This window comes from Mycobacterium sp. E787 (assembly GCF_001668725.1).
In the GTDB taxonomy this organism is placed as follows: Bacteria; Actinomycetota; Actinomycetes; order Mycobacteriales; family Mycobacteriaceae; genus Mycobacterium.
This window is the reverse complement of record NZ_LZKL01000034.1, coordinates 39,073-51,971: the sequence shown is the minus strand read 5'-3', so window position 1 is coordinate 51,971 and position 12,899 is coordinate 39,073. Positions and strand designations below refer to the sequence as shown.

12 protein-coding genes and 1 pseudogene are annotated in these 12,899 nt (G+C 70.5%); 5 read left to right on the top strand and 8 right to left on the bottom strand.

Going from position 1 to position 12,899, the window contains the following annotated elements; genetic code table 11:
- Positions 1-370 (top strand): annotated as a pseudogene (locus tag A5705_RS07480) (cation transporter); the annotation flags it as partial.
- 4 nt (positions 371-374) lie between these two features.
- On the opposite strand, the gene A5705_RS07475 reads toward A5705_RS07480, so the two are convergent.
- A complete protein-coding gene (locus tag A5705_RS07475) occupies positions 375-800 on the bottom strand; it encodes a DUF3151 domain-containing protein (RefSeq protein ID WP_068276560.1) in 426 nt (141 codons plus the stop codon).
- A 47-nt stretch (positions 801-847) separates the two neighbouring features.
- Here A5705_RS07475 and A5705_RS07470 point away from each other — a divergent pair, with 47 nt between their 5' ends.
- Entirely contained in the window at positions 848-1,696 is an 849-nt protein-coding gene (locus A5705_RS07470; RefSeq protein ID WP_067871576.1) for a hypothetical protein, read from the top strand.
- A 74-nt stretch (positions 1,697-1,770) separates the two neighbouring features.
- On the opposite strand, the gene fbaA is transcribed toward A5705_RS07470, so the two are convergent.
- Positions 1,771-2,802: a class II fructose-bisphosphate aldolase gene (gene fbaA, locus A5705_RS07465; RefSeq protein WP_067871595.1), complete on the bottom strand. Its 1,032-nt coding sequence runs from the start codon at positions 2,800-2,802 to the stop codon at positions 1,771-1,773.
- Positions 2,803-2,860: 58 nt separating this feature from the next.
- Here fbaA and A5705_RS07460 point away from each other — a divergent pair, with 58 nt between their 5' ends.
- Entirely contained in the window at positions 2,861-3,565 is a 705-nt protein-coding gene (locus A5705_RS07460) for a VTT domain-containing protein (RefSeq protein WP_067871573.1), read from the top strand.
- Here A5705_RS07460 and A5705_RS07455 read toward each other — a convergent pair.
- Together A5705_RS07455 and A5705_RS07450 are read right to left on the bottom strand one after the other, a co-directional pair.
- A complete protein-coding gene (locus tag A5705_RS07455; protein WP_067871570.1) occupies positions 3,524-5,476 on the bottom strand; it encodes an acetoacetate--CoA ligase in 1,953 nt (650 codons plus the stop codon). The genes A5705_RS07460 and A5705_RS07455 overlap by 42 nt on opposite strands.
- Positions 5,473-6,603 (bottom strand): glycoside hydrolase family 76 protein, encoded by a 1,131-nt coding sequence (locus A5705_RS07450; protein ID WP_067871567.1) that lies wholly within the window; start codon positions 6,601-6,603, stop codon positions 5,473-5,475. The genes A5705_RS07455 and A5705_RS07450 overlap by 4 nt, the downstream gene beginning before the upstream one ends.
- 46 nt (positions 6,604-6,649) lie before the next feature.
- On the opposite strand from A5705_RS07450, the gene A5705_RS07445 reads away from it, so the two are divergent.
- Together A5705_RS07445 and A5705_RS07440 are read left to right on the top strand one after the other, a co-directional pair.
- Entirely contained in the window at positions 6,650-7,123 is a 474-nt protein-coding gene (locus A5705_RS07445; protein WP_067871592.1) for a (2Fe-2S)-binding protein, read from the top strand.
- Complete coding sequence (locus tag A5705_RS07440; protein WP_067871564.1) at positions 7,116-9,233, top strand: molybdopterin cofactor-binding domain-containing protein; 2,118 nt, start codon at positions 7,116-7,118, stop codon at positions 9,231-9,233. Before A5705_RS07445 ends, A5705_RS07440 begins: the two co-directional genes overlap by 8 nt.
- Before the next feature lie 15 nt (positions 9,234-9,248).
- Here A5705_RS07440 and A5705_RS07435 read toward each other — a convergent pair whose 3' ends face one another.
- From A5705_RS07435 to A5705_RS07420, 4 genes are all read right to left on the bottom strand, one after another.
- The gene (locus tag A5705_RS07435) at positions 9,249-10,031 is read right to left on the bottom strand and encodes an IclR family transcriptional regulator (protein ID WP_067871561.1); all 783 of its coding nucleotides are present in this window, start codon (positions 10,029-10,031) and stop codon (positions 9,249-9,251) included.
- Positions 10,032-10,078: 47 nt separating this feature from the next.
- Complete coding sequence (locus A5705_RS07430) at positions 10,079-10,885, bottom strand: alpha/beta hydrolase (protein ID WP_067871558.1); 807 nt, start codon at positions 10,883-10,885, stop codon at positions 10,079-10,081.
- 156 nt (positions 10,886-11,041) lie between these two features.
- On the bottom strand, positions 11,042-12,238 hold the full coding sequence (locus A5705_RS07425) for a VWA domain-containing protein (protein ID WP_067871555.1): 1,197 nt from the start codon (positions 12,236-12,238) through the stop codon (positions 11,042-11,044).
- A gap of 6 nt (positions 12,239-12,244) precedes the next feature.
- Positions 12,245-12,892, bottom strand: a complete 648-nt coding sequence (locus A5705_RS07420; protein WP_067871553.1) for an SRPBCC family protein — start codon at positions 12,890-12,892, stop codon at positions 12,245-12,247.
- Positions 12,893-12,899 lie beyond the last annotated feature (7 nt).

The following is a 12,899-nucleotide window of genomic DNA, read 5'->3' as shown; positions in this document are numbered from 1 at the left end:
CACCGTCACGACGCGCTGGCCGTACGCCGACGTGGTGGTCGCGGTGCTGGTCGCGCTGTGGGTGCTGCCCCGGGCCGTCTCGCTGGCCCGCGCGGCGCTGCGGATCCTGTCCGAGACGTCGCCGGCCCACATCGACGTGGAGGAGTTGCGCAGCGCGCTCGGCGCCGTCGACGGCGTCACCGAGGTGCACGACCTGCACGTGTGGACGCTGTCGCCGGGCAAGGACATGTGCACCGCGCACCTGACCAGCGACGGCGACTCGGCCCGGGTGCTGCAGGACGCGCGCGCGGTGCTTTCGGCGCGCGGGCTGGACCACGCGACCGTCCAGATCGAGTGCCCGGGCGGCGCCGAATGCTCGGAAAGCTATTAGGGAGCTACTGAAGCCCCAGCGCCGTGCGGGCCGCCGGGTCGCAGTCGTCGAGCAGGTCCAGGCAGCGCAGGTATTCGTCGGTCTCGCCGATGGTGTCGGCGGCCTTGGCCAGCGCCGCCACGCAGCGCAGGAAGCCGCGGTTGGGCTCGTGCGCGTAAGGCACCGGCCCGAAGCCCTTCCAGCCGTTTCGCCGCAGCTGGTCCAGCCCGCGGTGGTAGCCGGTGCGGGCATAGGCGTAGGCCGTGACGGCCGCGTCGACCGTCCCGGAAGCTAAAGCCGCCTCGGCCAGGGTTGCCCAGGCCACCGACGCCGACGGATGCGCGGCGGCGACGGAGCTCGGGTTTTCGTTGGCAAGCAGCTCCGCCTCGGCGTCGCTGTCGCCGGGCAGCAGGATCGGATCGGGTCCGAGGAGATCTCCCATCGACGTCATGGTGTCTATTTTGCCGTCCCCCCGGGACGGGTCGCTAAGCTCCTTGCATGCCCAATGCACCCGAGCCCGACCGCGGCCCCGCGCCGAGGCGCGGCGAACGGGCCTTCAACAGCGGCGAGGCGGCCGGTGAAGCGAGCGGCGACGAGGGGGCCGCGGGCCGGCCGATGGTGCCCAACGACCCCGAGACCGAGACCGTCGTGATCAACAAACCCGATCAGGGCAACGATCCCGAAGCGAATCCCGAAGGGGCGCAACGGGAACGCCGTTTCACCGCACCCGGCTTCGACGCGAAGGAAACCCAGATCATCGCGACCGCGGGGGAACCCGCGACGGAGGTGTTCGAGTCCTCGCCGGGCCCCGAGGGGGCGACGACGCAAATGGGCGTACCACCGAAAGCCGCTGTGCCCCAATCGATTCCGCCGCGACTCGGCGCGAAGCTGAAGACCACCCGGCAGGTCAACTGGGGCTGGGTGCTGGCGCTGGTGGTGGTCGTGCTGGCGCTGGCCGCGATCGCGATCCTGGGCACCGTGCTGCTGACCCGCGGCAAGCACTCGAAAGTCTCTGAGGAAGACCAGGTTCGGCACATCATCCAGCGGTACGACGTCGCGGTGCAGCGGGGCGACCTGACCGCCCTGCGTACCATCACGTGCGGGAACGCCCGCGACGGGTATGTGGACTACGACGAGCACGCGTGGCAGGAGACCTACCAGCGGGTGTCGGCGGCCAAGCAGTATCCGGTGATCGCCAGCATCGACCAGGTCGTCGTCAACGGCCAGCACGCCGAGGCGAACATCACCACCTTCATGGCCTACGACCCGTCGCTGCGCTCGACCCGCAGCCTCGACCTGCAATACCGCGACGACCAGTGGAAGATCTGCCAGTCCCCGAGCGGCTGACTTTCGATTGCGAGCAGACGCAAAAGCCCCCAATTCGTCGGCGTGTCGGGGGCTTTTGCGACTGCTCGGCAATCTCAGCCGAGCGACCTGCCCGCGCAGTGCAGGTCGTTGCAGGCCTCCACGACGCGCGCGGTCATGCCGGCCTCGGCCAGCTTGAGGTAGGTGCGCGGGTCGTAGGCCTTCTTCACGCCCACCTCGCCGTCGACCTTGAGCACGCCGTCGTAGTTGCCGAACATGTGGCCCGCGATCGGGCGGGTGAACGCGTACTGGGTGTCGGTGTCGACGTTCATCTTCACCACGCCGTAGCGCAGCGCCTCCTCGATCTCCGACTTCAGCGAGCCCGAACCGCCGTGGAAGACGAAGTCGAACGGCTTGGCGTCATCGGGTAACCCGAGCTTGGCCGACGCCACCTGCTGCCCCCGGGCCAGGATGTCGGGGCGCAGCTTGACGTTGCCGGGCTTGTAGACGCCGTGCACGTTGCCGAACGTCGCGGCCAGCAGGTACTTCCCGTGCTCGCCGTGGCCCAGCGCGTCGATCGTCTTCTCGAAGTCCTCGGGCGTGGTGTAGAGCTTGTCGTTGATCTCGCCCACGACGCCGTCCTCCTCGCCACCCACCACGCCGATCTCGATTTCCAGGACGATCTTCGCGGCGGCGGCCTCCTTGAGCAGCTCCCGCGCGATGACGAGGTTCTCGTCGATCGGCACCGCGGAGCCGTCCCACATGTGCGACCCGAACAGCGGATCGCCGCCCGCGCTCACCCGCGCCGCCGAGATCGCCAGCAGTGGGCGCACGTAGCTGTCCAGCTTGTCCTTGGGGCAGTGGTCGGTGTGCAGCGCGACGTGGACGGGGTACTTGGCGGCGACGACGCGGGTGAACTCGGCCAGCGCGACGGCCCCGGTCACCATGTCCTTGACCCCGAGGCCGGAGGCGAACTCCGCGCCGCCGGTGGAGAACTGGATGATGCCGTCGCTGCCGGCGTCGGCGAAGCCCTTGATCGCGGCGTTGACCGTCTCCGAGGAGGTGCAGTTGATGGCCGGGAAGGCGTAGGAGTTCTGTTTGGCGCGGCCCAGCATCTCGGCGTAAACCTCGGGGGTGGCGACGGGCATGGGCTCCTCCTGGCGGCTGGGCCCATCCAGTATCGCAACAAAGGTATGTTGAAGCATCGTGAGCACCACCGTGACGGCCCTGCCGGACATCCTCGACCCGATGTACTGGTTGGGCGCGGGCGGCGTCTTCGGATCCGCGGTGCTGCCCGGCATCCTCGTCATCGTCTTCATCGAGACGGGGCTGCTGTTTCCGCTGCTCCCCGGCGAATCGCTGCTGTTCACCGGCGGGCTGCTGGCCGCGCACCCGAACCCGCCGGCGAGCATCTGGGTGCTGGCTCCGGCGGTCGCCGTGGTCGCGATCCTGGGCGACCAGTGCGGTTACTTCATCGGGCGGCGGATCGGGCCGGCGCTGTTCAAGAAGGAAGACTCCCGCTTCTTCAAGAAGCACTACGTGACGGAGTCGCACGCGTTCTTCGAGAAGTACGGGCCGTGGGCGATCATCCTGGCCCGGTTCGCCCCGTTCGTGCGGACGTTCGTCCCGCCGGTCGCCGGGGTGTCGTACATGCGCTACCCGGTGTTCCTCGGGTTCGACATCGTCGGCGGCATCCTGTGGGGCGCCGGTGTGACGCTGGCCGGCTACTTCCTGGGCACCGTGCCGTTCGTGCACCAGAACCTGGAGAAGATCATCCTGGGCATCCTGTTCGTGTCGCTGATCCCGGCGTTCATCGCCGCCTGGCGCGCCTACCGGGGGCGCCGGCGCCCGGCCGGACAGGAGCCCGAGTCAGGACACCCGACTTCTGCGGTACGCAACGAAAGCGTCTAGCAGGTCGGGCCGGTCGATCGAACTCTGCTGCACGGCCTCGTGCGGCGCGGTCCCGAGCAGGATCCGCTTGATCGGGATCTCCAGCCGCTTGCCGGTCAGCGTCCGCGGGATGCCGGGAACGTCGAGGATGTCGTCGGGCACGTGTCGCGGCGAGGCGTGCTGGCGGATCTCGGCGACGATCCTCGACCGCAGCGCGTCGCCGAATTCGACGCCGTCGGCCAGGTGCACGAACAGCGGCATCCAGTAGCCGCCGTCATCCTGCTCGACGCCGACCACCAGGCAGTCGGTCACCTCGGGCATGCGTTCGACGGCGGTATAGATCTCCGCGCTGCCCATCCGCACGCCCATCCGGTTCAGGGTGGCGTCCGAACGGCCATGCACCACAACCGATCCCCGGTCGGTGATGGTGATCCAGTCCCCGTGGCACCACACGCCCGGGTACTTGTCGAAGTAGGCGGCGCGGTAGCGACTGCCGTCGTCGTCGTTCCAGAAGAACACCGGCATCGACGGCATCGGCTTGGTCAGCACCAGCTCGCCCTCTTCCCCGATGACGGGGTTCCCCTCGCCCTGCCAGGCCTCGATCGCCGCGCCCAGGCACAGGCAGGACAGCTCGCCGGCCACCACCGGCAGGATCGAGCAGCCGCCGATGAAGGCCGTGCACACGTCGGTGCCGCCGCTCATCGAGGTCACCGGGACCGCTCGGCCGAGTCCCTCTTGCACCCAACGGAATCCGGACGCCGGCAGCGGCGACCCGGTGGATCCCACCGCACGCACGGCCTCCAGCGGGTACGACGCGCCGGGCTTCAATTCCTTTTTGGCACAAGCCAACAGGTATCCCGCGCCGGCGCCGAGCACCGTGACACCGGCCTCGGCGGCGACCCGCCAGAGGCCGTCGGTGCCCGGGTGCGTCGGGCTGCCGTCGTAGAGCACGATGGTCGCGTCGGCCAGCAGGCCGGACACCAGCAGGTTCCACATCATCCAGCTGGTCGACGAGTACCACAGGAAGCGGTCGCCGGGGTACAGCTCGAGTTGCAGGTTCAGGTATTTCAGGTGCTCGAGCACGACGCCGCCGTGCCCGTGCACGATGCCCTTGGGCTTGCCGGTCGTTCCCGACGAGAACATCACCCACAGCGGGTGCGCGAACGGGACCGCCGTGATGTCCAGGGGGGCCTCGTTTTCGACGGCCGCGGCCCACGGCACGATGCCGGCGGCGCCGTCGAGCCCGAGCCGCGGCACCACCACGGTGGCCTTCAGGGTGGGCATCGCCTGCCGGATCGTTTCCAGCTCGGCGCGCCGATCGATGCGCTTGCCGGCGTACACCGAGCCGTCGGTGGCCACCAGCACGGCCGGCTCGACCTGGCCGAGCCGGGCGATGACGCCGTCGACCGACACGTCCTGGTTGCACACCGCCCAGATCGCGCCGACGGCGGCCGCGGCAAGCGCGGCGACGACGGCCTCGCCGACGTTGGGCAGGTACCCGACGACGGCGTCGCCGGGCTTGACGCCGATGGTGCGAAGGTAGGCCGCGAACGCCGCCGTCTCGCGCTGCAGCCTCGCCCACGACCATTCGGTGAAGCCGTCCTCGCCGACGACGATCATGGCCGGGCGCTCACCGGTGGCGTGCCGGAATATCTCGGTGGCGTAGTTGAGCGTGGCGCCCGGGAACCACTCGGCGCCCGGCATGGACCGCTTGCCGAGCACCGCGCGGGGCGGGCTGTCCGCCCGGATGTCGAAGTAGGTCCAGACGGCGTCCCAGAACCAGTCGATGTCGTCCACCGACTTCGCCCACAGGGCCTGGTAGTCGCGGTACTCGCCACGCCCGGTCTCGGCCAGCCAGGCCATGAAGCGGGTGAGGTTGGCTTTGGCGAGCGTCGCCTCGTCGGGGATCCAGCCGCCGCCCAGTTCGCTCATGTCTCGCTCACGGCGGTGACGTTACAGGCGGCCTCCATCAGCATCCAGCCCGAAAGCTGCACCGACAGATCCCGCTCGGCGACCTCGGAGGCGTTCACCGCGCCCTCGACGAATTGCGCCTGTTCGCCGCCCGCGGCGTTTTCCGGGGGCAGTACGGCGTCGCGGTCCCAGAACGCGCCGAACAGCGGCAGCCCGTCGACCGTCTGCCGGTAGTCCCAGGCCGATTTCGCCGACGACAGCACGATGGTGCGTGCGGTGTCGCGGGCCACAGCGTCGTCGGCGGAGTCCCCCGGCAGGGCGGTGGCGACCAGCGCGAGGTAGCGGGCGGTGATGCCGGCGAACAGGCCGCCGTCCCCGCCGCCGGCGCCCCGCAGCACGCCCGCCGGCGCCATCTGCTCGCCGACCGCCGCGACCAGCCGGTGCACCCGGGCCCGGTGCCGGGTCCTGGCCTCCGCGCCGGTGCGCGCGGCGAGCTCCGTCTCCAGGCCCAGCACGACGCCCTGGCAGTAGGTGTATTGCGCGCGGACGAGCGAGCCGTCCTTGATGCCGTCGAACACCAGGTGCGTCTCGGGGTCGATCAGGGTGCGGTCGATCCAGTCGCTCATCTGGTCGGCACGTTGCAGGTGGTCGCCGTAGCGGGCGAGGAAGATGCCGGCCGGGCCGTTGGCCGGGGCGTTGAAGAACCGGTCCTGCTTGCGCCAGGGGATGCCGCCGCCGTGCTGGGGCGCCCACGCGGTGACGAACTGCTCGGCGAGCTTGGGCAGCGCGCGATGGCGCTCGACGCCGGCGAGCCGGGCGGCGCGTTCCAGCGCCAGCGCCAGCCACGCCATGTCGTCGTAATAGCTGTTGGTCCAACGCAGGTTGTTGCGTAGCCGGTGGGAGCGGACCTGACGGTTGATCATCGTGCGCCGGTGGGGTTGCGGGTCGCGGACCTGCGCGTCGGTCAGGCAGTCCAGCAGGTGCGCCTGCCACCAGTAGTGCCAGGTGCCGAACAGCCGGTCCTTGCGGTTCGACGGCCAGGCCACCACCCCCAGCTGGGTTCCGGGCAGCGCCCACAGCCGTTTCAGGTGTCGCTGCGCGACAGCGGCTTCGGAGCTGGCCGCCCGGTTGGCCCATAGCTGATCCATGTCTGCCGATCCTGCCCTAGCACGTCGCCGGAGGATGCTGGAGGCCATGGGAGAACTGACCGTGAATGGGCGTCGCCACGAGGTGGACGCGGAGGACGACACACCGCTGTTGTACGTGCTGCGCAACCACCTGGGGTTGAAGGGCACCCGGTTCGGCTGCGGGGTGGGGTTGTGCGGCGCGTGTTTCGTGCTGGCCGACGGCCGTCCCGTGTACTCGTGCGACACCCCGCTGTGGTCGGTGGCCGGCAAGTCGATCCGCACCGTCGAGGGCCTGGGCGACGACGGGCAGCCGCACCCGGTGGCGCGCGCCATGGTGGCCGGGCAGGCGGCGCAATGCGGGTACTGCATGTCGGGGATCGTGGTGGCCGCCGCGGCCCTGCTGGCCGACAACCCCGACCCGACGGAGGACGAGGTCCGTGCCGCCCTGGACTCCAACCTGTGCCGGTGCGGCTCGCACAACCGCGTGGTCGCGGCGGTGCTGCGCGCGGGGGCCGAGCTGCGGGGGTCGGCCCGTGCGTGACCTGCCGGAGTCGCTGGCGGCCAATCCCGTTTTGGGCGAATGGGTTCGGATCGGCCCGGACGGCATCGTGGAGGTGCGCTCGGGCAAGGTGGAGCTGGGCCAGGGGGTGTTGACGGCGCTGGCGCAGATCGCCGCCGAGGAACTCGACGTGGGTGTAGCGCGCGTGCGGATGACCGCCGCGTCGACCGATCGCAGTCCCGACGAGGGCTTCACCGCCGGGAGCCGGTCGATCCAGCAGTCGGGGGCGGCGCTGCGCCAGGCGTGCGCCGAGGTGCGGGCGATCTATCTGGACGCGGCGGCGGCCAAGCTGGCCGTCGCACCCGACGAGTTGGACGTCGTCGACGGCGAGTTCAGTGGCCCGCACGGCCTGGCCACCAGTTATTGGGAACTCGCCGACGATTCGCGGTTGGACCGCGTGGCGACCGGGGCGGCGACGCCCAAGCCTGAGTCGGAATACGCGGTCGTCGGCACCGAGGTCGCGCGGCTGGACCTGCCCGACAAGCTGACCGGGCGACCGCGCTACCTGCACGACCTGGTGCTGGAGGGGCAGCTGTACGGACGCATTGTCCGGCCGGCGTCGCGCGGCGCCCGGCTGCGGGATGTCGATACCGGCCCGACCCTGGCGCTGCCGGGCGTGGTGACCGTCGTGCGCGACGGCGAGTTCCTCGGTGTGATCGCCGAGCGCGAGGAGGTCGCGGTGCGCGCGGCCGAGCGGCTGCGCGCCGACGCCCATTGGGACCGGCGGCCGACCCTGCCCGACGAGGACGACCTGCCCGCGTTTCTGGTGTCGGCGGCGGCCGAGACGTCGGTGCTTGCCACGAAACAGGCTGGGGCGGTTGCCCGTACGGCGCGGTCGCACGCGGCCCGCTATCACCGCCCGTACCTGGCGCACGCCTCGATCGGCCCGTCGGCGGCCGCGGCGGTGTTCGGCGCCGACGGCGGCCTGGAGGTGTGGTCGCACAGCCAGGGCGTGCACGTGCTGCGGCGTGAACTGGCCACCGCGCTGGGCCTGCCGGTCGATGCGGTGGTGGTGCGCCACGTCGAGGGCGCCGGGTGCTACGGGCACAACGGCGCCGACGACGCCGCCATGGACGCCGCGCTGCTGGCGCGCGTGGTGCCCGGACGCCCGGTGCACGTGGTCTGGTCGCGGGCCGACGAATTGGCTTGGGCGCCTTTCGGTCCCGCCGCGGTTGTCGAGATAGCAGCCGACTGCGGCGACGACGGCGCCGTCGTCGACTGGCGCCACGAGATCTGGAGCGGCAGCTACATGGGTCGCCCCGGCACGACGCCGACGCCGGCGTTGCTGGCGGCGAGCGAGCGCGCCGGTGGCGAGCCGATCCGCGCGGGCGGCGAGCCGCCGGTCGAGTGGGGCGGCGGCACCGGGCGCAACTCGGTGCCGGGCTATGACTTTGCGTCCTACCGGGTGATCAACCACCTGCTGACCGAGATGCCGCTGCGCACCTCGGCGCTGCGTTCGCTGGGCGCGTTCGTCAATGTCTTTGCCGCGGAGTCGTTCCTGGACGAGTTGGCGCTGGCCGCGGGCCGCGATCCTCTCGAGTTCCGGTTGGCGCAGCTGTCGGACGAGCGCGGACGGGCCGTGCTGCGGGTGGCGGCTGAGCGGGCCGGCTGGGGTCACCGGACGCGGCGGGAGTCCGTCGGCCACGGCATCGGGTATGCGCGGTACAAGAATTCGGCCGCGTACTGCGCGGTGGTCGCCGAGGTCGAGGCGGTCGAGGAGGTCCGGGTGCGCCGGCTGGTCATCGCGGTGGACGCCGGGCTGATCATCAATCCCGACGGCGCGGCGAACCAGATCGAGGGCGGCGCGATCCAGGCCACCAGCTGGACGCTCAAGGAGCGGGTGCGGTTCGACGAGTTCAACGTCACCAGCGACACCTGGGAGACCTACCCGATCCTGCGGTTCTCCGAGGTGCCCGCGGTCGACGTCGAATTGGTTGCCGGACAAGGGAACCCGCCGCTGGGAATCGGCGAGTGCGCCCAGGGCCCGACGGCCGCCGCGATCGCCAACGCGGTGCACGACGCGCTCGGCGTGCGGGTGCGCTCTTTACCGCTGACGCCCGAGCAGCTCATCGCGGCGATCGACCGGCGTTAGGCCGCTGCCGCGGTTTCACCTCAGTTGCGGAAAGCCGAGGCTACGGCTGATCGTCAGCGCCGCCGTACGCACCGCCGATGCGACGCGGGCGGGCTGCATGCGGCCGGCCGGCCCGGTCACCGAAAGGGCGGCCACGCCGCGGTGCCCGTCGCGGCCGACGTAACCCTCGACCACGATCGGCGCGGCGACGCACACGATGCCGGCCGTCCATTCTTCACGGTCGTAAGCCACGCCGGCATCCCTGATCTTTTCCAGCTCGCGTGCCAACCGTAGCGGATCGGTGATCGTGGCGCCGGTCCGCTTCGGCATCGGCTCGGCGAGCGTCCGCTCCGCGGCCGACTCGTGGCTGTAGGCCAGGATCACTTTCCCCAGTGCCGTGCAGTAAGCGGGCAACCAGGAGCCGAAGGCCGCTTGCGCGGAACGGCGACCGGTGAGCCTTTCGATGCAGAGGATGCCCGTGCCCTCCAGGACACCAAGGTGCACGGTTTCGCCTGTCGCGGTGACCAGGTCGGACATGAAGGGTCTCGCGCTCGTTCGCAGGCGGCGTGAAGCGGGAACTTGCTGGCCGAGCTCGAATACATGCAGCCCCAACCGGTATCCGTAGGCGCCGCGTTCAAGCATGCGGTGAGCCAACAGATCGGAAGCCAGCCGGTGAACGGTCGCCTTCTTGATACCGGTCAGCCTGGCCAACTCGGTCAGGCCGACCTCGCCGGGCGCGGCCGCAACGGCGTCCATGATCAGCAGCAGCCTGTCACTGACGCTGCGCTGCTCATCGGCTTCCTCGGTGCTCAGCCGCATTCGCGCAGACTACCTCTCGGGTGACGGGAGTGTGTTCAACCGTTGTCTCAGAACCCTTTTGCCGCGAGCCACTGCAGGACGACGTCGGCCACCTCTTTCCATCCGTTGTCGATGGTCAGCGAGTGCCCGCGACCCTTGAAGGTGTGCAACTCGGTGTCCGAGTGCCCCTTCGCGTAAAGCCGATTAGTCGTCTTGGTGACCTTCAGCGGGACGACGTGGTCGTCGGTTCCGGAGGTCAGCAGCAGCGGGCCGCGGTCGGCGTTGCGGATGTCGACCTTGGCCGGCGAGTGCCTCGAGAAGTTCGCTGCCGCACCCTGGAAGAGCGGCCTTCCGGGGCCCGGGATGCTGACCGCGGCGTGCAGCGCGTCGGATTCCTCCCTGGACAGGGTGTTACCGAACGCGTAGTGGAACTGCTTGGCGTTCAGCGCGACCGTCGTGCGCCGCGTGCTCGGGTGCCCGAGGATGGGGAACCCTGAGCGCACCTGCGCCAGGGGCACCACCTTGACGCCCTTGATGGGCGCCGGATCGATCGCCGCCGCGGCGGCAGCGAGGCCCCTGTCGAGCAGGAGCTGCGCGATCAGGCCACCGAAGGAATGCCCGACGACGATCGGCCTCGCCTCGAACGAGCGGATGAGACCGGCGTAGTGGTTGACGATCTCGGCGATCCCGACGCCGTTCAGGGCCGCGGGGTTCCGACGGGTTTCGGACACCGTCGGGCCGTCACCGGGCCACCCGGGCGCCGAGACGGAATAGCCGTAGCTCTCGAAGAGCTCCAGCCACGGGCCCCAGGCCGCCGAGTGAATCCACAGTCCGTGGATGAAGACGACCGGGTTGTGCTTTCGTGGTGCTGACATGTTGTGTCCTTCGGTGTTAGGTGCCGCTATCGGTTCAGCGGTCGAGGAATTGGGCGACGTTGCCCGCTCCTCGGTACGGGGTTACTGAGGACAGCGTCATGGCGATCTGGGCGGCATTCATCCCACCGGTCCGCCCAGTGGACCGAACTCCTCGGGCTAGGCGGCCGCCAATTCGTGCAGCAATTCGCGCAGACCCGTCAGCGAGTGCGCCGGCAGGAACAGGTCGCAATAGGGCAGGGCCGCGGCCATCGAACCGGCCAGTGGCTGGAATTCGCCCTGCGCCGCACGGGGATTGAGCCACACCACCATCGCGGCGCGGCGCCGCAGCCTGGCCATCGCGTGGGCGAGTACCTCGGGCGGGTCGGCGTCCCAGCCGTCGGAGGCGATGATCACCACCGCGCCCCGCAGCGCGTTACCGTGCGGTGCGGCCAGCAGGGCGCCGAGGCTCCGGCCGGCGAACGTGCCGCCGTAGCGGTCGGTGACCTTCGCGTTGGCCTTCTGCAGCGCCACCTCGGCCGAGCGGTGCGAGAGCACCGGCGTGAGCCGGGTCAGCGACGTCGAGAACGCGAAGACCTCCGGGCGGACGCCGCCCCGGCGCAGCGCCGCCGCCCGCATGAGATGCAGATACACCGCTGCGTACGGCTGCATCGAGCGGCTGACGTCGCACGCCAGCACGACCCGCCGCGGCCGGCGGCGTGGCCGGGTTCGCGCCACTTTCACCGATTCCCAACCCGTCGCGCGCGAGGCGTTCATGGTGGCGCGCAGGTCGATGCGCTTGCCGCGTGGGCTGGGCTCGAATCGCATGGTGCGGCGGCGGGGCCAGCGCGCGACGGTCCGCTCCAGCCAGGTGCCGAGCAGCCGAAGGTCTTGGGCGTCGAAGCGGTCGAACGGTTCGTCGGCGCGCGCGGCGATGCGGCTGGGCATCAGATCGGGCAGCAGGACGCTCGCCTCCCTGCCGTCCTCGCCGGCGGCCGTCCTCGTGGTCCACGGCAATCCGCTTGTGCCGCCGGTGGATTGGCTCCCAGCCGGCCGCAGCGTCCCGGCGCCGGGTGCCTTGGGGCCCGGGAGGGGCAGGACCGGTTCGGGCTCTGGGGCGCCGTCGGCCGAGGCGCCGCCGAAAACCGCCGCGAAGACGGCGTCGAAGGCGCCCAGGTCTTCCACCCGGTTGACCAGGGTCAGCCGCGCCGCCCAATACAGCGCGGTCGTGGTGCCGGGAACCAGCTGCCGGAGCGCCTGGACGAAGCTCGCCTGCCCGTCGGCGGAGACCGGCACCCCCGCACCGCGCAGGCGCGCGACCACGGCGGCGGCGAACGCCGCCAGGTCGACGCCCCGCAACAGCAGTGGGATGCTCACCAGCCGCTAGTGTCTCCGGCCCAGCAACCAGCCCAGCACCAGCGCGGCGAGCAGTCCCAGCACGATGGGGGCGTACTTCTTGAGCTGGTCGCCGCCGGCGAGGTCGAGCAGGTCGATGGGTTCGGGCTCGGCCGCGGGGGCGGCGTGGCGTGGTCCCGGAACGGGTTCCGTCGGGCTCGGGGTGGCGGCGCCGGCCGGGGTCGGCGCATTTTGCGAGGCCAGCTCGGCCTCCAGCGATTCCACGAACTGGCCGAGCAGCTTCTCCGAAACCTGCTGCAGCATGCCGCTGCCGAATTGGGCCAGCTTGCCGACGATTTTCAGGTCGGTGTCGACGGTGACGCTGGTGCGGTCGCCGTCCTCGTGCAGTTGAGCGGTGACCGTGGCGGCGGCGTTGCCGGTCCCCCGCGATTCCTTGCCCTTGCCGTCGATGACGGCGCGGTGCTGGTCGCGGTCCAGCTCGACGAAGCGCACCTTGCCGCTGAACTCGCTGGTGACCGGGCCGACCTTGACCTTGACCTTGCCGAGGTAGTCGTCGCCCTCGTGGCCGGTCAACTGCGCGCCCGGCATCAGCGGGATCACCTGCTCCAGGTCGCACAGCACGTCCCAGGCCTGTTCGATGGGGGCGCTGACGGTGAACTGGTTGGCGATCTTCATCCGGTCG